Origin of the sequence: Vibrio sp. nBUS_14, assembly GCF_051201655.1 — a bacterium.
Classification (GTDB): Bacteria; Pseudomonadota; Gammaproteobacteria; order Enterobacterales; family Vibrionaceae; genus Vibrio.
The window spans coordinates 1,188,766-1,209,035 of the sequence record NZ_CP179206.1; the positions used below are offsets into that span (position 1 = coordinate 1,188,766).

The window sequence follows — 20,270 nt, forward strand, 5'->3', positions numbered from 1 at the left end:
AGCCCGAAGGATATTTTTATGTTTAAGAGAATCAAACTTACCAATTTTAAAGCGTGGCGTGAGTCAGGAGATGTCAACCTTGCCCCAGTGACTCTTTTACTTGGTGAAAACTCAACGGGTAAATCTAGCCTGTTACAGAGCTTACTTTTGATGAAGCAAACAGCTATTTCTCCTGATAGAACTATACATTTGAACCTCGGAGGTGATGAGGCCAATGACTATGTCGACATGGGTAGTTTTGAAGATCTTTTAACGCATAATCCAGAGCAAAGACAAATTCGCATTGAAATGGATGTTGAAGGTGATTTTGGTAAGCGGTTTCTTAAAGTTGATTATGCTCAAGATTCGAAAAAAAGTCCGGTAGTGGATGAGTTACAATTGAGTACAGATAATCAACATTGGTTTCGAGCTGTCCGTACTAGTAAAGGTGCATTCAATATTTATCAACCGAATGAAACACGTACCAGCTTAAAAAGCCGAGAGTATGCACCAGAAAGGGGCATATCCTTTTCTAAAGAAGCGATCTATAAGTTAGGACCGCTAGGTGGTGAAGTTGAAGATAGTAGCCTGAATATAAGAAGAGAGCTTGAATCAATTTCTTATCTAGGCCCCCTTCGAAGCAAACCTAAGCGAACTTATGTATGGAATAGAACTCGCCCAGGGTTGATCGGTGTTGATGGTAGTGAAGCTGTTTTTGCACTGCTGGCTAGCAACAGTACTTCGACAAAAAATAGTGATGGTCTCGTTGAATCGGTTTCAAAGTGGTTAAAGAGAATGAAGATTGCCGATAAGCTGGAAGTTAAAACTATCGGCTCAGGAAATTACAATATTCTAGTACATAGAGATGGTGTTCCAGCGAATTTAATTGATGTCGGTACGGGCATTTCTCAAGTCCTTCCCGTTCTTGTCTTAGCATATTTTGCACCCGAAAACTCTACAATTATCTTAGAAGAGCCGGAAATTCATTTGCATCCATTAGCTCAATCGCTACTTGCTGAATTGTTTGTAGAGGTAAGCCGTAAACGAAAAGTTCAGTTTATCGTTGAAACACATTCCGAGCATTTATTTAGACGAATGCAAACCTTGGTTGCAACCAATAAAGCGAAGCCAGAGCAATGTGCATTGTATTTTGTTGAACGAAAAAATTCAGATGCGGTGTTGAAAACATTGAGTATGGATAAATATGGACGGCTAGAAGAATGGCCGCAAAACTTTTTCGGTGATGCTACTGGTGAATTGAGAAAACAAGCTCAAGAAACGATGCAACGAATGAAAGCAGAGCGAGCGAGTCAATGAGTAGACATGTAATTGATACCAACGTGCTGATTGTGGCCAGTGGAGAGCACTCTGAATCCCCCTTTCGCTCTGAAAATCACCCAGTTGAAGATGCTAAAGAGGCAAGTAAAGTCCTTGATTGGCTCGTAGATTTTGATAAGAGCTGCCGTCATATGGTCGTAGATTATGACTATGAAATAATGGGTGAATACGATAATAAGCTCACCGATCAAGATTATGGTAGACGTGTTCTATTCGATAAGATGGATAGAAACCAGATTGACTACGTAGATATTGAGTGGGATACCAACCCTGCTCACACCGCCAAAGTTGCTGTTCTAAACGAGCCATTAAGAACTGTTGTACATGATCTCGCTGATACCAAAGTAGTAGCGACATGTATTAAAGCAAATGAAGAACAACCTGAATGTACGATTGTTAATGCTTGCGACACGGATTGGTATGATTGGGAGTCTGAATTGTTAGATGCAGGTGTCAATGTTGAGCAAATTATCGATGTTTGGCTTAGAGAAAAGTGGCGTCAACATCATGGACGATGAGTTTTTCCGATTTCCTCATACTCCACACATTGCTTGGTTAGGCGATAGGGAACCCAGGGGTGATAAACTATTGCCACCATTAGAAGTGGAATCTTTTTTATCTTCAGAGCTAGTTGTTGAAGAGAAAGTCGATGGGGCGAATGTGGGCTTATCAATTGATCAGCATGGGGAACTAAGAGCACAAAATCGAGGGGCTTGGATAGATAAAGGTGTAGGTGGTCAGTTTAAGCACCTGTGGAAATGGATAAAGCATTATGAGTATCAACTAAAATTAGCTCTTGATAGCGATCTAATACTGTTTGGTGAATGGTGTTATGCCGAGCACTCAATTGGTTACGAAAAGCTACCAAATTGGTTTATTGGCTTTGATATTTATAGTCGTTCAGCAGACAAATTTTATTCTGTTAAAAGAAGGAATGAGTTTCTAGCGACTGTAGGTATTCCCATTGTTTCACCGTTGATTCAAGGTAGATTTAGTCTCAAAGACTTGAAATTGATGCTAGACCAACCGTCATATTATGGTGCTAATAAGATTGAAGGTATTTATTTAAGGAAGGATAAAGGGAACTGGCTTGAGAAAAGGGCCAAATTAGTAAGGGCTGATTTTACTCAAACTATTGACGAACACTGGTCTCGTAAGTCTCTAATTCCAAACAAAATTCAGTATTAAAGTAGAGAGGGAGAGGTAATGGCAAATTTATTTTTTTCGTACTGTCATGTTGATGAAGTGCTACGAAATGAATTAGAAGTCCACCTTGCTATGCTTAAAAGGCAAGGACTGATTACTACGTGGCATGATCGCCGGATTGTTGTTGGTTCTGAAATTGACCAAGATATTAGTCAAAATTTAGAAGATTCAGATGTAATTCTTCTTTTGGTGAGTGCTCACTTCTTAGCTTCAAATTATTGCTATGAAAAAGAAATGGCTAGAGCCCTAGAAAAGCACGAACTCAGGGAGGCAAAAGTGATTCCTGTCATTTTACATCCGTGTGATTGGCATCATGCACCCTTTGGAAAGCTATTGGCTACGCCCACAGATGGAAAGCCTGTAACAATGTTTGCTAATCAACAAGAAGCATTCACAATTATCGCAAAACAGATCAGAGTGGCAATTGATGAACTAACAGTTAGTTCCACCTCTCAAAGCGTTACTAGATCCATTAGCCCTCAAGCTCCTGCCAATTCAGAAAGCGTAGCTTTACCGCGTTCGAGTAATATGCGCTTGAAACAAGAGTTTAGTGATCATGATAGAGATTGCTTTTTGGAAACAAGTTTTGACTACATAGCTCGTTATTTTGAAGGCTCTTTAGAAGAACTAGGGCGTGTTGATCTTTCGTGAGTGTTTTTTGAACAGCATGGTAAAGAGTTATAATTTGCTTCGCCAAAAGTAAAACCATAACCAATACCATGCCAAGAACAATGCTAACTGATATTCGCTGGGAACTGCTACTCCAAGTTATGAAAAGTACAGGTCGTATTTACGATAAAACTGAACATCGAATGACATTTGAAGGAATACTTTATCGAATGAGAACAGGTATTCCTTGGCGAGATCTACCCTCTGAGTTCGGAGAGTGGAGTACCGTTTACAGACGATTTAATCTTTGGTCAAAGAAAGGGATTTTAGATAATCTTTTCAAAAGCTTATCTAGCATGGCTGACTTTGAATGGGTATTTCTTGATGGCTCTATAGTTAGAGCGCATCAGCATAGTACAGGTGCAGCTACTGAAAGTTCAGAGCAAATAGGAAAAAGTCGCGGGGGCAACTCAACCAAAATTCACTTAGCTGTAGATAGTGGTGGCCTGCCGATTTGCTTTGATTTATCAGAGGGACAACGCCACGATATAGTGCATGCCGAAAGCTTAGTTGAGCAACTCGATGAAGTTAATACCATCGTTTGTGATAAAGGATATGACAGCGAACCTTTCCGTACTTTTGTTAAGGAACGTGGCGGAGAAACAGTAATTGCTAAACGCAATTACGGACAAGATATAGACAAAGACAGTATGGATTGGTGTCTATACAAGTATCGTCACTTGGTCGAAAATGCCTTTGGGAGAATTAAGCATTATCGAGCTATTTCAAGTAGATATGACAAGCTAGAAAGGAATTATGCCAGCATGTTATCACTGGCATTCATGTTAATGTGGCTACCGATGTATTGTTGAACACGGAATGTACAGCAAAGATCAACACGCCCTAGGTAATAGGAACCCGCAGATACAAGTTCGTTTTAAGCAAACTACCTCGACACGTTTTTGTGCTTATATTTATGAAAATGGCAGTCAGAAGAGCGTGTGTAATATTTGGTATGGTAGTGGGCACTTTGAGCGCAATACTATTTGTTATTCAAGCTCTGAGAATGATAACAGTATGAATGATTGGCTAAGTGTTGAAAATGATGGTCTTTCATTGTACTTAAAAGCTAGCGGGATGAATTTTTATCGAACAAGTGACACGGAAGAACAACTTACGCTGCAAGGTGCAGCAGAATACTTTTGGTCGTCTTTTATTCATTCTCTACAGTGATCTGCTTTCATACTTATTACAGTTTAAATTTGCATTAATGGGAATATCAGCGAAACTAAAACTTAGATACTCTAAGTTTTAGTGGTGGCATGTGAAAACGGACATTCAACTTTACCCTGACGAATCGCTCGAAAGCTTCTTGCTGCGTTTATCGCAAGAGCAAGGCTGCGAGCGATTTTCTCATTTCGCAGAAGACATCTGGTTCGACACCATGGATCAGCATGAAGCGATGGCTGGTGCTTTCCCCTTAGAGCTCAACCGAGTTAATATCTACCACGCTCAAACCACAAGCCAAATGCGGGTGCGGGTTCTTATTCATCTTGAGAACCAACTAAAGCTCAATAACTTTGGTGTACTGCGCCTAGCGTTATCGCATTCAAAAGCCCAATTCTCTCCGCAATACAAAGCTGTTCATAGATTTGGGGTTGATTACCCTTATGCTTTTCTTCGCAAACGCTTCACGCCTATATGCCCTCTGTGTATTGACGAAGCACCCTACATTCGCCAGCAGTGGCAGCTTATCTCTCACCAAGCTTGTGAAGACCATGGCTGTAAACTGGTTCATCACTGCCCTGAGTGTAAGTCGAGACTTGAATATCAATGTACCGAGACTATTAGCCAATGTGAATGTGGTTATGAACTCCGAAACTCGCCAGTCGAAGATGCGCCAGAGGCTGAGACCTTGGTTGCCCGATGGTTGTCAGGAAATGATTCAAAACCCTTGGGATTGCTGAAGGAAGAAATGACCCTCTCTGAGCGCTATGGTTTTTTACTGTGGTATGTAAATCGCTATGGTGATATCGATGACCTCAGTTTTGAGTCATTCATTGAATGCTGTGGTTCTTGGCCAACGTCATTGTGGCAAGACCTCGATGCTTTGAAAGAGATGGCTGAACTCGTTCGAGTAAAAGATTGGAAGAAGGTGTTTTTCAATGAAGCTTTTGGAGCTCTGCTTAAAGATTGCCGTCAGTTACCCAGTCGGCAGTTGAGTCACAATATCGTACTTGCACAGGTGCTAGCTTACTTTACAAAGCTAATGGCAACAGTGCCTTCAAGCGCGAAAGGAAATATCAGTGATGTACTGCTCAGCCCCTTAGAAGCTTCTACATTACTTTCCTGTACAACAGATGAAGTGTATCGGCTGTATGAGTTTGGTGAGATTAAAGCCGCGATCAGGCCGCGAATGCATACAAAGATAGCGAGTCATGAGTCGGCGTTTACTTTAAGAAGTGTCATCGAAACAAAGTTGACTCGAATGAGCTCTGAAAGTGATGGTTTAAGTGTGTATCTACCTGAGTGGTAATTATGACGAAATTAAGAGACTTATTAGCAATTGAAGACGAGACAGTAAAGCAGATTACGTTAAAGAAGATGTTCATGCCTTATACGGAAGATGTCTGTGTTGAAGGGTGTGAAAAAGAAGCGTTAACGATTTTGCTTAATCTCAGTTCAAGCCATCAAGCCGATAGGTGCTCTGATTGGTTGGATGTAGCCCGTGCTAAAAGGCATTTAAAAGCGCCTGAGAACCTTGAGGCGTCCCTTGATGAGATCAAATGGTTCCACACCCATAATCTCAAATTTCCAGACTGCCGAGTTAAAGATCAGCGAATAATTGCACAGCCTCTTGTGACAACCGAGGCATTTATTTCAAGCGCAGTATTAGAGCAACGCTTGGGGTGGGCGCATAACTCTGCAGTGTATCGCCATACATTGTGGTTATTGAATCCTTTCCGCTGGCAATCACAGTCCGTGAGTCTTCTTTCACTTGTTCAGCAAGAAACCTCTGTTTGGGTTGAGCTGCTCAAAGAATTTGGTTTAGGCATTAAGTCACTTGCTCGCTTAAAACATACAATTGAAGAACAACTTCCTGAAAATAGTTTTCCTGACAGTGTCAGCACTTACAGCAAGCAACTGCGGTTTCCATGGGGGGATGATTATGTTTCGGTGACCCCAGTGGTCAGTCATGCCATCCAAAGAGAGTTAGAAGTGAGATCGAGAAGTCGAGAAAGTAAGCTTAGCTTTGTGTCTTCGTCACTGCCGAACTCTCCGAGTATCGGGAACTTGTGTGGCAGTTTAGCTGGGCATATGAAAGCTCTTAACTACCCGCTAGACGTTAAATCAGCGCAGGTTGGGACGTTACCTGAAAGCCGCAAAAAGAGTGGTCACTACTTTGATGACTATCAGGTAACTAACACCAAAATCTGTCAGGTGCTAAATCATCTAATTGGTTCAGAGCCATCAAAAACACAGAAGCAAAGGGAGAGCGCTCGTAAGGTTAGAAGTAAGATATTGCGAAAGCAGATAGCCCTGTGGATGCTTCCATTAATTGAGTTAAGAGATATCGTTGATGCAGACCTTAATCAACAGCAATTGGAACATGATGATACTTTAGCTCAAGCCTTTTTGGCGCTACCAGAATCGGACCTAGGCTCCTTAGCTAGTGAATTTAACCGTCGCTTACATCTCGCGTTTCAAAATAATAAGTATGCCGCAAAGTTTGCCTATCATCATAAGCTTATGCAGGTCGCCAAAGCCCAAATTGTATGGGTACTTGAACAACTTAGTAAACCAAATGGCAATGAAGATAAGGTAACGGGTGAGCAGTATATCTATTTGTCATCAATGAGAGTGCAAGATGCGGTCGCAATGAGTAGCCCATATCTGTGTGGTGCTCCTTCTTTGGCGGCTATTTGGGGGTTCATGCACCATTACCAAAGAGAGTTTAATAAGCTAGTTAATTGTGATTCCCCGTTTGAGTTTTCGAGTTTCTCTTTTTATGTTCGAAGCGAGAAGATTCAACCGACAGCGAAGCTTACCGAACCCAACTCCGTCGCCAAAGCACGAACGGTTTCGAACGCTAAGCGACCAACCATTCGTAGTGAACGATTGGCGGACCTAGAAATAGACTTAGTTATCAGAGTCCATAGCGACAGCCGAATTTCAGATTTTAAGTCCGCGCTTAAAACGGCACTTCCCGTTGCTTTCGCCGGAGGGGCATTATACCAACCACAGCTCTCGACGCAGGTTGAGTGGCTTAAGACGTATACCAGCAGGAGTGAGCTTTTCCATGTCTTAAAAGGGTTACCAGCATACGGGCGATGGTTATATCCAAGTGAAAAGCAGCCGAATGATTTTGATGATCTAGAACGTTTAATCACTAAAGATGCTGATAACTTACCAGTTTCCATCGGCTACCATTTGTTAGAGCATCCAACTAAACGGTGCAACTCAATCACCAGTTGTCACGCTTACGCAGAGAATGCGATAGGGCTTGCTCAGCGAGTAAACCCGATAGAAGTACGTTTTAGTGGAAGAGATCACTTTTTAAACCACGCCTTTTGGTCGATAGAATGCAGTAGCGAAACTATTCTTATAAAAAACTATAGGGATTAATCGTTTATGGAACTTTGTACTCAGCTGAACTACGTACGCTCTCTTTCCGCTGGCAAAGCATATTTCTACCATCTTTCGAAAAGTGGTGAGATGTGTCCCCTTGAAATTGATAGAACTAGGTTGCGCGCACCAAAAGGGGGTTATGCAGAAGCATATAAGGGAGACAAGTTTGCTGAAAAGAATGTTGCTCCACAAGATTTAGCTTATTCCAATCGTCCGTTCATTGAAGAGTGTTATGTAAAGCCGGGTGTAGATGATATCTACTGTGCATTCCCCCTTCGAATTCGAGCCAATTCTCTAACCCCAGATATCTGTAGTGACGGTGAAGTACGCGGTAAACTTTCATTACTGGCTAAAACTTACAAAGAGCTCAATGGGTATCAGGAGCTAGCTCATCGATTCGCAAAGAACATCCTGCTTGGCACTTGGCTTTGGAGAAACAGAGAGTGTCGACAATTGTCGATAGAAGTGACCACCAGTGATTCACAAACCTTGATTATAGAAAACGCAACAAGGCTTTCTTGGTATGGTCATTGGGACGAAGATTCAGCAGGATGTCTAGAAAAGCTCACAGCCTATTTGATGCGAGCCCTTTCTGACCCAACCGAATACTCCTACATGGATGTCAAAGCTAAAATTGGAGTTGGTTGGGGAGATGAGGTTTACCCAAGCCAAGAGTTTTTAGATAGCCAAGAAGATGGTGTTCCTACTAAGCAGCTTGCCACCATAAAACTATTGAACGGACAGGAAACTGTTGCATTTCATGGTCAAAAAATTGGTGCAGCTTTGCAATCGATTGACGATTGGTGGCATGAAGACGCAGATAAGCCATTAAGAGTGAATGAGTATGGCGCTGATAGAGAATACGTTATAGCAAGGCGACACGTAACACTTAAGAACGATTTCTATCAGCTGCTTAGAAATACCGAGAATTGGACTGAAAGCATGACTGCTACTCAGGCCATTCCCAATGATGTTCATTTTATCATGTCTGTCTTGATCAAAGGCGGCCTATTCAATTGCTCAAGTTCAAAGTCTAAAACGAAGGCTAAGTAAGGGAGAGCTATGACTAAGCGTTACTACTTCTTAATACGTTACATACCTGCACAAGCCGACTATGAGCTGTTAGCAGGGCGTTGTATCTCCCAAATGCACTTGTTTATGGTAAATAACCGACAAGCCATGAATAAAATAGGTGTGAGCTTTCCCTACTGGAGTGATGTTACGGTTGGTCAAACCATAGCTTTTGTTGCCGAAGATAAAGATATGATGGTTGGACTCTCTTTTCAGCCCTATTTCTCTATGATGGTAAATGAAGGTTTGTTTGAGATCTCCAGTGTCTGTGAGGTACCAGACACTGTGGCTGAAGTGAGGTTTGTCCGTAACCAAATGATCGGGAAAAGCTTTTTAGGCTCTAAGAAACGCCGAATCAAACGCAGCATGGCTAGATCCGAACTATCTGGTGCTGGACCATCATTACCAGTCAACAATGAAGAGCGTGTCATCGATAGTTTTCATCGAATACCAATCTCCAGCGGTTCATCAGGGGAAGATTATATGTTGTTTGTACAAAAGGAGTTTGTCGGTGATCGCGTTGCAGCAAACTTTAATAGTTATGGTTTAGCCACCAATCAAGAAAGAAAAGGGACGGTACCTGAGTTACGTTTTTAAACCCTTTTTCTAAAGCTCTTTTTTAGAGACCAAAAAACAATGAGTTACAGATGCAAGGAGAAAAAGGGTATTTTGGGATTTTGTGATGTAAAACCAATGGAATTAACAGCTTAGTGACTATAGTTAACAGTGACCTGCCGCATAGGCAGCTAAGAAAATTGGGTTGGCTGCTGCCGCCATATTGAACGCGTGACCTGCCGCATAGGCAGCTAAGAAATTACTCATTTTTCTAGCGTAGAGCGTCGATTGTGACCTGCCGCATAGGCAGCTAAGAAATTTTCGCTGTAGATTGGCACGAGAACAATCTTGTGACCTGCCGCATAGGCAGCTAAGAAATTACGATTGTTTGTAGGAAGTACGAACGGGCTGTGACCTGCCGCATAGGCAGTTAAGAATAGGCCAGGAAGAAAGCAACCATCCTGCTGAACAAGCAGTTATAATCAAAACCATTGAGTTTCGGCTTGATGGTTTTTCTTTTGTGCGTAGGTAGTAGCAAAATCCCATAGAATGTAGGTCGTATTTAGTATTGCTCACCAAAGAGTGAGTTTGGATGCTCTTTGACCATAAACAGAGGTACATAAACACATGGCATTTTCTAGCTCGAAAATGTCGAGTAGACGACACTTGTTACCAAGTGCCGTCCCTCTAAGAACCCAGCGTGCAACTTTCACCGCACTAGGCTCAAGCCTTCACGAAGGCACCTATTGGCACCCAGCAACTTATAAAGCAGCGAGAGCAGGCTCATCCCAAGAGTTACGACATTGCCTTTTTGACTTTCTCTTTGCCAAGTATTCTTGGTATTGAGGGTCAAAAGGCGTTGCGGCACTCCTGATTTTCACATGTCTCTCTATTGGCACCTTGGCTATTTGAAACAGATTGAACTGACAATCCATATTCATGATCTTCTGCCAACCGTGAAATTGCCATTGGCCTTGACGGTTGATGAAGTACTTAAGAGCGATCCAAGTTCTCGATTTGGTTGGGTGACGTCTTTTAGCCCAGTGCCATAGCGTTTGGAATAGCTTGTGACCTACATATCCGAATACCTGTTTGGCCACGCAGTGTCGATAGTAATTCGACCAGCCCCTGAGTTTCGGATTTATCAATTTGATTAAATCGTTGACGGGGATAGTTGCGTGCTTTTTGATGAGTTCGCGCAAGTTACTCAAGAACAACAGTGTGTTGGATTTGCTCGGTTTGATGAGCAATTTTCCTTTATACTTCCTATGGTTAAAACCTAGGAAATCAAAACCACGACTGATATGAGTAATGTGCGTTTTCTCTTCGGAGAATGTTAAGCCTCTTTCTGCTAAGAAATCAGCAATCAACGGTTTGATATCGTTCTCTAGCACTTCCTTTGAAGCACAGGTGACGACGAAATCGTCGGCGTATCCAATAAAGTTAGCTCTTGCCCCCTTTTTGAGAGCGGTTGACTTTATGCGCTGCTCAAGTCCTGCAAGGGTCATTAGCATCAAGGTGGGGGATATAACCCCGCCTTGAGGTGTTCCCTCATCTGTACGATAGAACAGCCCTTTGTCCATAAAACCAGACTTTAACCATTGTTCCAACATGCGTTTATCCACGGCAATGTTGTTCATAAGCCATTGATGCCCAATCTTGTCGAAACAGGCTTTGATGTCTCCCTCAAGTACCCACTGAGCTGATTTCTTTAGTGCCAGACACTTGAAGCACTGCGCGATAGCATCAGCAGTGCTTCGGTTTGGTCTAAATCCATAGCTGTTAGGATCGGCAAGTGTTTCTGATACTGGCTCTAGTGCAAGAAGATGAAGCGCTTGCTGCGCTCTATCGACCATGCAGGGGATACCCAGTGGTCTGAGTTTGCCGTTTTTCTTGGGGATGTAGATACGCTTGAGCGGTTTAGCTTGATAAGCTTTTCTGCTCAATTGATTGACTGCTTTCATGCGGCGCGTATCTGTATTCCAGATAACGCCGTCAATTCCAGGCGTTTTACTGCCTTTATTTTGTGATACCCGCTTAACAGCAAGAAGTTTTGCTGAGCGCGAGTGAGTCAGTATCCACTGCAATGCTTTCGCTTTGCCGTGTTTACCTTCTCGTGTTGCCTTTGCAATACGCATCTGAAGCTTTAAAACATGGGATTCAACGGCTTTCCAGTTTATGGACTGCCACTGAGCGCTGTCAGGAGAGGCACTAATCTCTTTTGAAATCATCATTTGCGTTTCTCCTTGAATAAAGTTCTTCAAATTCTCTTGCAACGGAAGACCAGTCGGAAGTCAGCTCACTTTCGTGCCAGATAGAGACCTGTATCTGCATCGTTACAATGCAGCCTTCGCTTTTTCCAACCTCCTCTACCTGCATCACTATCGGTCGCAGAGACTTTCCCAGTGGGAGTGATACAGGCTTACCGTGTTCCGTATGTCGCGCAATGTCAGTTTAGATGCCCGCTATGGTGCGGAGAGCTCAACGATCACGAAAGAGCATGGGGCAATCTCTTTCCGACTCTCTTGCCTTTTGGCTACAGCGTATTAACCACTTCCGCTGTTTACACGTATAACGCACCTTACACGGATTCACGTATGTTCATCATACTGCCTACCTAGCACTCACCCGACTCGTGGTTATCAGGAGGATCGTCTTCTCACGATTTCGATCCCGATTGGCAAATGCCAACCTTCGTTACATTGTCAGAGCCGCTACTTTATTCAGGCTCCTAGGTTCATCTGGTGATACAGATGGTTCACTCGTTAAGCGGTGAACAGCGCTTCATACGACTTCACGTCGCACGCCCCAATACGTGTTATACCAAATGCTCTACAAAATTCAGGGGCGTGCGTTTTCCCTATTAAATCTAATCAGACGAAAGAAGATAAGACCATGCTTATTTGGAGTGCAATCAGGGTGAAAATCGTATTGCTCGGAATCCGCCGGAGTTATACGGAAACTTTCGGCAATTTCTGATGTTCACATCCTAGTCGCTAGGCAATACGGGCATGAGATTGAACGTGAATATAATTAGCGCTACTATTGGTTGCATATAATTACTGAAAAAATCCGTCTATAAAGCGTTATGTAGCAAGGAGATTTGGTGTGCTTAACTTTTTGAATAAAAAGTCTTATGTTCAGTCAGTAGCTATAGATGTAGCTCCTAAACTGTGTGCTAAATTTGGGGAAAAGCCCGTTTATTCGTTCCAGGAAATTAGTTGGGCATTGAGTGAGATTAAGCGCAGTGATGACCAGTTCTATAAGTCAGTTTCTTATGGCATGTTGCTGCCTTACAGCGAAGATTTGGCTATCGAGTTACACGAAGACTTAGGTGACTTGTTAGAGTTTCAAAAGTCTGTCGGAGAGATCTTATTTAACGTGTCGGAAGTTCCTTCTTTTGAAAGCTACCTGTTATATGCAGAGGTAAATTCAGTACCTAAGTGTAAAGTTACGAACACGACTTTAGATAGTTCCGGTGGAGTAAACTTTCTTGATTTTGGTGGCGGTGACTAGCTACATAACAAATAAGGATTAAGCGTTGCGTAGCCAACGCTAAATCCCAAGTGTTGAACAAGCCTGAGCCTCTATATAAGTAAATTGTGCGATCTGCTCTAGAAGGACGGCGAACTTGGTGCTTTTCTCAATACAAGCGCGGTCTTAGAAGAGCAGAGGTTTCGACACATCATCCGGTGCGGCCTGCATGTCAGTTTTGCTATTGGCCTATCTGTAGTTATTCATGATTTGCTAATGTAAGATTTTTCTAAACTCATTTTGTCCAGAAGCTTCATAGAACTGAAATCTTACACGGCACTTTTCTCTCAAAGTGCCTGCTAGCTAAGATCTGTCGGGTGGACGACACTTGTTACCAAGTGTCGTCTCCCTGAGAACCCAGCGTGCAACTTTCACTGCACTAGGCTCAAGCCTCTACAAAGGCATCAAGTGATACCCAGCAACTTATAAAGCAGTGAGAACAGGTTCAATCCAAGAATTACGAGCTAGCCTTTTGTGTTTCCTCTTTCCCAAGTATTCTTGGTATTGAGGGTCGAAAGGTGTCGCTGCGCTTCGGATCTTCACATGTCTTTCTATCGGCACTGTAGCTATCTGGAAAAGATTAAACTGGCAATCCATATCCTTTATCTTCTGCCAACCGTGAAACTGCCATTGGCCTTTTCGGTTGATGAAGTATTTTAGGGCGATCCAAGTTTTAGATTTTGTTGGATGTCGTCTTCTAGCCCAATGCCATAACGCTTGAAATAGTTTGTGACTAACATAACTGAATACCTGCTTAGCAACGCAGTGGCGATAATAGTTCGACCACCCTCTAAGCTTTGGGTTAATCAGTTTGATAAGGTCGTTCACCGTTAAGGTAACGTGCTTTTTGATGAGTCCGCGCAAGTTACTTAGGAACGTCAACGTGTTAGCCTTGCTCGGTTTAATGAGAAGTTTTCCTTTGTACTTCCTGTGGTTGAACCCAAGGAAGTCAAAACCGTCGTTGATGTGAGTAATGTGCGTTTTCTCTTCGGATAACGTTAAGCCTCGAACCGCTAAGAAGTCAGCAATCAGTGGTTTGATATCGTTCTCCAACACTTCCTTTGAAGCGCAGGTGACGACGAAATCGTCGGCATATCCAATAAAGTTAGCTCTTGCGCCTTTCTTAAGCGCGGTAGACTTAATGCGCTGTTCGAGACCCGATAACGTCATCAACATCAAGGTGGGGGATATAATCCCGCCTTGAGGCGTGCCTTCGTCGGTGTCGTAAAACAGCCCTTTGTCTACAAAGCCAGACTTTAGCCATTGCTCCAGCATTCGTTTATCGATGGCGATGTTATCCATCATCCACTGATGCCCGATTTTATCGAAGCAAGCTTTGATATCTCCTTCAAGAACCCATTTAGCAGATCGCTTTAGAGCCAAACATTTGAAACACTGACTGACAGCGTCAGCCGTGCTTCGATTTGGTCTGAAACCATAACTATTAGGGTCGGCAAGCGTTTCGGACACCGGTTCTAATGCTAGAAGATGAAGAGCTTGTTGGGCTCTGTCAATCATGCATGGAATACCCAGTGGCCTGAGTTTACCGTTCTTTTTGGGGATGTAGATACGCTTGAGTGGTTTTGCTTGATAAGCTTTCCGACTCAGTTGATTTGCCGCTTTCATACGACGCGTGTCTGTGTTCCAGACAACGCCGTCTATTCCAGGCGTTTTACTGCCTTTATTTTGAGAGACTCGCTTAACAGCAAGAAGTTTTGCTGAGCGAGAGTGAGTCAGTATCCACTGCAATGCTTTTGCTTTGCCGTGCTTACCGTCTCTAGTTGCCTTTGCGATACGCATTTGAAGCTTTAAGACGTTTGCCTCTACGGCCTTCCAGTTAATGGATTGCCACTGTGCACTGTCAGAAGATGCACTAATCTCATTCGAAATCATCATTTGCTTTTCTTCCTTAATAAAGTTCTTCAAACTCTCTCGCAACGAGAGACCAGTTGGAAGTGGGCTCACTTTCGTGACCAGACACAAGTCTGTATCTGCATCGTTACAATACAGCCTTTGCTTTTTCCAACCTCCTCTACCTGCATCACTATCGGCCACTTCGGCTTTCCCAGAGGGAGTGATACAGGCTTACCATGTTCCGTATGCAACGCAATGGTAGGTTAGGTGCCCGCTATAATGCGAAGAGCGTGTCGATCACGAAAGAGCATGGGGCAATCTCTTTCCTACTCTTAGTGCCTTTTGGCGACAGCGTAAAAACCACTTCCGCTGTTTACAATATAACGCATCTTATGCGGATTCACGTGTGTTCACCATACTACCTGCCTAGCACTCACCCGATTTATGTGGTTATCAGGAGGAGCCTTCTCTCGCGATTTAGCTCCCGACAAGATAGTTTCTTGTCTTCGTTACATTGTCAGAGCCGCTACTTGATTCAGGCTCTTAGGCTCATCTGGTGATACAGATGGTCCATTCTTAACGCGATGGACAGCGCTGCATACGACCTCATGTCGCACGCCCCAAAATTGCTTAGACTAAATGCTCTACAAGTTTTTGGGGCGTGCATTTCCCCTAGAAATACTAATAGAAAGCCTCGAAGCATGTTGGCACATGAAGCCAGGATGATTGCCTCACATTTTCCGCACACAAATATCTCTATTGTGACATTTGCTCGGTTACACGAGAGTTGATATTAGTTATCTTATCAGTTTTATATTCAATGAGACGGTAGGGGCGGTAAATGGAACAAATTTCACTAACTTACATGCTAATAGGAGCTATAGTAATCTTGCTTGTTGTCGGGCTTTTTGGGGTAAGAAAGTCTTCAAAGCTGAGTCAGAAACTGGCAGTTACAGAAACTCAATTATCAGAGGCAGCAACAACAATCGAAGAGTATAAAGAAAAATACTCTCAGATATTTGATGTTGAAGCTGAGTGTGAGCAAATCAAGGATCAGCTGAAAATTGACAAGAATGAGATAGAAGAAAAAGCGAGTCAAGCCTTACGCGAAATCGAATCCAAGAGAGACGAGGCAATTACGAAACGTCAGTTTGTTGAAAAGCAGATCAGTGAACTTCATGTCAACTACAAAAGTAAGAAAATCACTTATGACTCTTTAACTAAGCAAATCGCCATATTCAGCGAAGATATTGAGCTTATCGAACTCGGATTCTATGAGCCAAAGTTCGATTTTGATGCATCTGAAACATTCAAAGAAGAGATCAAGAAATGTAAGGAGTGCCAGAAAACCTTGTTGAGAGAGAAGTCTTCCAGTGGTGCGATACATTGCTACCGTGAATGGACTGTCGACGGTTCTCGAACCGAAGGCAAGAAAATGACCAACAAGAGTATTCGTCTCACCGCAAGAGCCTTCAATAACGAATGTGAGGCAGCTATTGCCAACTGTACGTGGAAAAACGTTACAAAGATGGAAGAACGTATAAAGAAAGCATTCGTCGCAATCAATCAGCTAAATGAACCGAATGCCATATCTATTACAGAGCGTTATCTCAGAGAAAAGTTAAAAGAACTCCAATTAACTTACGAATATCGTGAAAAGAAACAACGCGAGAAAGAAGAACAGGCGGAAATCAAAGCACAAATGCGTGAAGAAGCAAGAATAGAGGCAGAGATTAAAAAAGCAGAAGCGGAAGCTATAAAGGAAGAGAAACGTTATCACAAAGCTTTGGATGCTGCGAGAAAAGAGCTTGAAAAAGCTAGCGACGAAATGAAATCAGAACTAGAAAAACAGATTGCACAGTTACAGGCAAATTTAGAGGAAGCAGAGCGCAAGCACCAACGCGCTCAATCAATGGCGGAGCAAACTAAGCAAGGTCATGTTTATGTTATTTCTAACATTGGATCGTTTGGAGAAAATGTCTACAAGATAGGCATGACCCGTCGATTAGAACCAATGGATAGAGTGAAAGAGCTTGGAGATGCTTCAGTACCATTTACCTTTGATGTACATGCAATGATTCATACTGATGATGCTCCAACTCTAGAGAAGAAGCTTCACGATAAGTTTGATACTCACCGATTGAATATGATTAATCGACGTAAAGAGTTTTTCAGTGTCTCGCTGGAAGAGATCAAACATGCGGTAAGTGACTTTACCGATCAGTCTGTGGAGTTCATTGAAACAGTGATTGCACAGGACTATTACGAAACACAAGCGATGAACAAACAGCGCCTAGCAAGAGAAGGAAAGTTAGAAGGAGAAGAGTTATCGTCTTCCAGTGCTCTCCCCAAATTTGCTGATGTCCTGTAGAGCTCCTTATAGATTTTACTGAAAGGGGCATACAGTAATTTGAAATGTCCCACTTCGTAACAGTCTCTTCAATCTGGCACGATATGCCCCAATATTGGTTTCGCCAAAAAGTCTACATTCACATGCGAGTGGGTTTTGACCAAATAGGACTAATCAGAAACCCAACACTCATAAAGAACAAAATGGGTGTTAGAGTGCGGTTCTTAGCTCAAATGAATTTGCTAATTTTTGCCCAGTAAATCGCTCTTAAAACGTCACTAAATTACAAGGCGCTATGAAAGCATACAGCCTTGTTCAAGTGTCTAAAATCTTCGCTATGGTTGCTTGAGTCGGTCTGAGTGTTATTTTTGACTTACCATAATAGGAATAATGGACACAGCTTTTTTGAACTGTTTGATAGCATTTCTCTCTTGGGCTTATGTCCCGTTTTTCTGGTGCAGTTCACTTAGTGTAAAACCCACAGCTTTAGACGAAAGAACGGCTCCCAAAAGGGCCGTTCTTCGTTACAGAGTCTCATAATTGAATATACTAAAACTAGGAATGGAAACTTGATATGGCTTAAACGAAATCATTTTTATCTTATGGTATAGTGTCGAGTCTTATTTTTATCGAACTATTGAGAAAATGTTTTACCGTATTGTTCCCGTGTTTCTTTCTTTTATCATTCTTGGAGGTTGCGCATCTACCTATAAGAAACCAACTATACCTGATAATGTGCTTAACTCTCTTTCAACTAAATGGGTTATCGCTGAGGAATGTTACAATTCAGGTGATTATGATGTGCAGCAGTTGTTAGATTACCAAGAAGCTATTAATTACTTTGTATCCACATGGAATGCACCTCAATCAGACATCAATCGCGTTGTTAGTGAGAAGCGTCAATTAGTCTCAGAATTGAAGGAAAGAAATGATGTCCTAGCTCCAATATGTAAAAGTTGGCTCGTAACTATGGAAACTGATGTTAGAAATGCAAACAAGCATAAAGAAAAAGCCAGATTGATTGAGCAGCGTAATTATGAAATGAGGAAAGCCAAAGCTACTATTGATTATTCGAATGGACTTAATAAAACAATCCAGTGCACTAAACTTGGTGTTATGACTCTTAATGCAAATGTCCAAGTGTTTAAAGGCAGTGTGTGTCCCTTAGGCTGGATGCCGCTTTAATACAGTGAAGGAAAAACAAAAAGCAGTCGGTTTGTCATAACGTCACTTAGTTTAGACACCGCAATAACGGCTCTCGATTGGGAGTCGCTCTTCGTTGTGGAGTAACTCAATATCTTTTATTCACTAAGTTGTTTATTTCTATGGCTAAGTTTATAATCCCCAGCTTAAAAAATATGGATTTATAACTATGAAAAACATTATTTCAGCTGTCGTTGCCCTTTTCCTTTTAAGTGGTTGTGCCGCTATGTTCAATGGGACTAGTCAACAAGTTTCAATTAGAAGTAAAAACCCAACTGCAAAAATTTATGTTAATGATGCTTATCTTGGTGATGGTAATGTGATCACTACATTCAAAAAGAAAAAAGATTACACCATTCGTGTAGAGCAAGATGGTTGTAACTCGGTATCCATACCTGTAACAAAATCTTTTGATGCTACCACCTTGCTTGGAGTCTTAATTGATTTTGGTGTGGTTTCAGTACTTGTTGTTGATGGGGTCGGAACGGGAGCTTGGCAGCAATTCGATCAAGAAAGCTATATTGTTAATGCACAATGTATTTCGTAGTTTTTGATATAAACATCCGGTGTTTTTCAAGGTGGTTGTCATCGTTGTGCGTGCATAATTTAACGAAACAGCACTTACCTCAATTCTAGTCCCGCATTTTTGCTAGTGCGATTTTACTCATCGTACTAGCACTTCCCCACAGTAACGTTACCATACTTCTAGTTATTCATGGTTTGCTAATATTCGATTTTTCCGAAAATGATAATTGCCCCATTCTGTGTTTCAAAGCAGACCTTACATTAAGGGCACGAATGTACTTTGTTAATTTGATGTAAACAAAACCGAAGCTCTGTAATCTTTGTCCCATACCGCTTTATTCATCTTCCTGGGTACTGACAAGTTCCCTTCGGATTTTCTAAACAAGTTCTGAACAAAACGTCTGCAACAAGCCATATTTAGTGCTGAATCTCCAGCATAAATACATTGTTCATCTTCTTTGAAAATAACGTCCAACGCCCAGTGCTGCTGGTTCTCGATGTGCCAGTGTTTTCTGGTCGCTTGTAAGGCTAACTCTAACGACAAGTGATCTGTGCAAATATAATACGATGTTTCATAACTTCCTTTCCCTTTGACACTTCTATCTCTCACCACTGCAACAACACTTTTAACGACAGACCACTTTTCTCTGAGTGCTTCACTGAAGGCTGCTGGGAGAACGTAAACCTCACGAACCTCTTTTCTGCCATGCCCTTTATCTTCGGTGATGTATGACTCTTGTTTATCTTCAGGCAAAGACCAATAGTCTTGGAATTGTGCATCCACTTCTGCAAGCAAACTGGGCTGATTCAGTTTGACTTGCACTAAGAAATCGCCACCTTTATCAACCACTTTATTCAGAGTTTCAACCTGACAATGCAGGGCATCAGCCGTTAATAGACATCCTTTTATATCTAAAGTATCTAACAGGTTTCTTATCGCTGTTAGCTCCGTCCCTTTGCCTTTACAGGGTTGATGTGTGAGGGTCAAACCTTCATCAACATCGAATGCCGAGACCATATAAAGGGGGTTATCTTGTTTGTTTGCTTTAGCACCTTTTAGTACCTTCCCGTCAACACTGATGATAGGTTGAGCATGCCTCTCTCTATGCAAATTAACCCAGCCCACCATAGCTTCTAAGAGTGTTTCAGGAACAATAGTCCTCATAATTGCTGCAATATTATGACGAGTAGGAAGGCCATTTTCGTAGGGGAAATACTCACGTAACCAGTCGATATTTCCTTCACCAAAATCCTTGATATCCGTCCACTTGTTTTGACCACAAAGCATGGCTGTTATGACAACAAAAGCGACTTCTATAACAGGGTAGACTTGGTTGATGTGCGAACGGGTATCTTTCACTTTTTTTAGCTGTTCAATGATAATCATGCGAGTTTCTCATATTTTTTATTTCATGAT

At 42.2% G+C, this 20,270-nt stretch carries 17 protein-coding genes; 14 read left to right on the forward strand and 3 right to left on the reverse strand.

Going from position 1 to position 20,270, the window contains the following annotated elements; genetic code table 11:
* Nucleotides 1–18 precede the first annotated feature (18 nt).
* The 10 genes from ACMAZD_RS05515 (at nt 19) to cas6f (ending at nt 9,429) form a co-directional block, all read left to right on the forward strand.
* Nucleotides 19–1,296 carry an AAA family ATPase gene (locus tag ACMAZD_RS05515; RefSeq protein WP_435248843.1) on the forward strand — a complete coding sequence of 426 codons (1,278 nt, stop codon included), beginning with the start codon at nt 19–21 and terminating at the stop codon, nt 1,294–1,296.
* Entirely contained in the window at nt 1,293–1,835 is a 543-nt protein-coding gene (locus ACMAZD_RS05520) for a hypothetical protein (RefSeq protein WP_435248844.1), read from the forward strand. The genes ACMAZD_RS05515 and ACMAZD_RS05520 overlap by 4 nt, the downstream gene beginning before the upstream one ends.
* Nucleotides 1,774–2,505 carry an RNA ligase family protein gene (locus tag ACMAZD_RS05525; RefSeq protein WP_435248845.1) on the forward strand — a complete coding sequence of 244 codons (732 nt, stop codon included), beginning with the start codon at nt 1,774–1,776 and terminating at the stop codon, nt 2,503–2,505. The genes ACMAZD_RS05520 and ACMAZD_RS05525 overlap by 62 nt, the downstream gene beginning before the upstream one ends.
* An 18-nt stretch (nt 2,506–2,523) precedes the next feature.
* Complete coding sequence (locus ACMAZD_RS05530; RefSeq protein WP_435248846.1) at nt 2,524–3,174, forward strand: toll/interleukin-1 receptor domain-containing protein; 651 nt, start codon at nt 2,524–2,526, stop codon at nt 3,172–3,174.
* A gap of 68 nt (nt 3,175–3,242) precedes the next feature.
* Nucleotides 3,243–4,004: an IS5 family transposase gene (locus ACMAZD_RS05535; protein ID WP_102276546.1), complete on the forward strand. Its 762-nt coding sequence runs from the start codon at nt 3,243–3,245 to the stop codon at nt 4,002–4,004.
* A gap of 7 nt (nt 4,005–4,011) precedes the next feature.
* Entirely contained in the window at nt 4,012–4,365 is a 354-nt protein-coding gene (locus tag ACMAZD_RS05540) for a hypothetical protein (RefSeq protein WP_435248847.1), read from the forward strand.
* Nucleotides 4,366–4,456: 91 nt separating this feature from the next.
* The gene (locus ACMAZD_RS05545; RefSeq protein ID WP_435248848.1) at nt 4,457–5,668 is read left to right on the forward strand and encodes a TniQ family protein; all 1,212 of its coding nucleotides are present in this window, start codon (nt 4,457–4,459) and stop codon (nt 5,666–5,668) included.
* Nucleotides 5,669–5,670: 2 nt separating this feature from the next.
* Entirely contained in the window at nt 5,671–7,758 is a 2,088-nt protein-coding gene (locus tag ACMAZD_RS05550) for a type I-F CRISPR-associated protein Csy2 (protein WP_435248849.1), read from the forward strand.
* Nucleotides 7,759–7,764: 6 nt separating this feature from the next.
* Nucleotides 7,765–8,814: a type I-F CRISPR-associated protein Csy3 gene (csy3, locus tag ACMAZD_RS05555; protein WP_435248850.1), complete on the forward strand. Its 1,050-nt coding sequence runs from the start codon at nt 7,765–7,767 to the stop codon at nt 8,812–8,814.
* A gap of 9 nt (nt 8,815–8,823) precedes the next feature.
* On the forward strand, nt 8,824–9,429 hold the full coding sequence (cas6f, locus tag ACMAZD_RS05560) for a type I-F CRISPR-associated endoribonuclease Cas6/Csy4 (RefSeq protein WP_435248851.1): 606 nt from the start codon (nt 8,824–8,826) through the stop codon (nt 9,427–9,429).
* 719 nt (nt 9,430–10,148) lie between these two features.
* Here cas6f and ltrA (ACMAZD_RS05565) read toward each other — a convergent pair.
* Nucleotides 10,149–11,621, reverse strand: a complete 1,473-nt coding sequence (gene ltrA, locus ACMAZD_RS05565; protein WP_435248852.1) for a group II intron reverse transcriptase/maturase — start codon at nt 11,619–11,621, stop codon at nt 10,149–10,151.
* 874 nt (nt 11,622–12,495) lie between these two features.
* Here ltrA (ACMAZD_RS05565) and ACMAZD_RS05570 point away from each other — a divergent pair.
* A complete protein-coding gene (locus ACMAZD_RS05570; protein WP_435248853.1) occupies nt 12,496–12,903 on the forward strand; it encodes a hypothetical protein in 408 nt (135 codons plus the stop codon).
* A gap of 441 nt (nt 12,904–13,344) precedes the next feature.
* Here the strand turns inward: ACMAZD_RS05570 and ltrA (ACMAZD_RS05575) are convergent, their stop codons facing one another.
* On the reverse strand, nt 13,345–14,817 hold the full coding sequence (gene ltrA, locus ACMAZD_RS05575) for a group II intron reverse transcriptase/maturase (RefSeq protein ID WP_435249331.1): 1,473 nt from the start codon (nt 14,815–14,817) through the stop codon (nt 13,345–13,347).
* Between the two features lie 799 nt (nt 14,818–15,616).
* Here ltrA (ACMAZD_RS05575) and ACMAZD_RS05580 point away from each other — a divergent pair.
* From ACMAZD_RS05580 to ACMAZD_RS05590, 3 genes are all read left to right on the forward strand, one after another.
* Complete coding sequence (locus tag ACMAZD_RS05580; protein ID WP_435248854.1) at nt 15,617–17,146, forward strand: DUF4041 domain-containing protein; 1,530 nt, start codon at nt 15,617–15,619, stop codon at nt 17,144–17,146.
* 624 nt (nt 17,147–17,770) lie between these two features.
* Entirely contained in the window at nt 17,771–18,310 is a 540-nt protein-coding gene (locus ACMAZD_RS05585; RefSeq protein WP_435248855.1) for a hypothetical protein, read from the forward strand.
* Between the two features lie 187 nt (nt 18,311–18,497).
* Nucleotides 18,498–18,875 (forward strand): PEGA domain-containing protein, encoded by a 378-nt coding sequence (locus ACMAZD_RS05590; protein WP_435248856.1) that lies wholly within the window; start codon nt 18,498–18,500, stop codon nt 18,873–18,875.
* Nucleotides 18,876–19,136: 261 nt separating this feature from the next.
* On the opposite strand, the gene ACMAZD_RS05595 is transcribed toward ACMAZD_RS05590, so the two are convergent.
* The gene (locus ACMAZD_RS05595) at nt 19,137–20,240 is read right to left on the reverse strand and encodes an ISAs1 family transposase (RefSeq protein WP_435247125.1); all 1,104 of its coding nucleotides are present in this window, start codon (nt 20,238–20,240) and stop codon (nt 19,137–19,139) included.
* Nucleotides 20,241–20,270 lie beyond the last annotated feature (30 nt).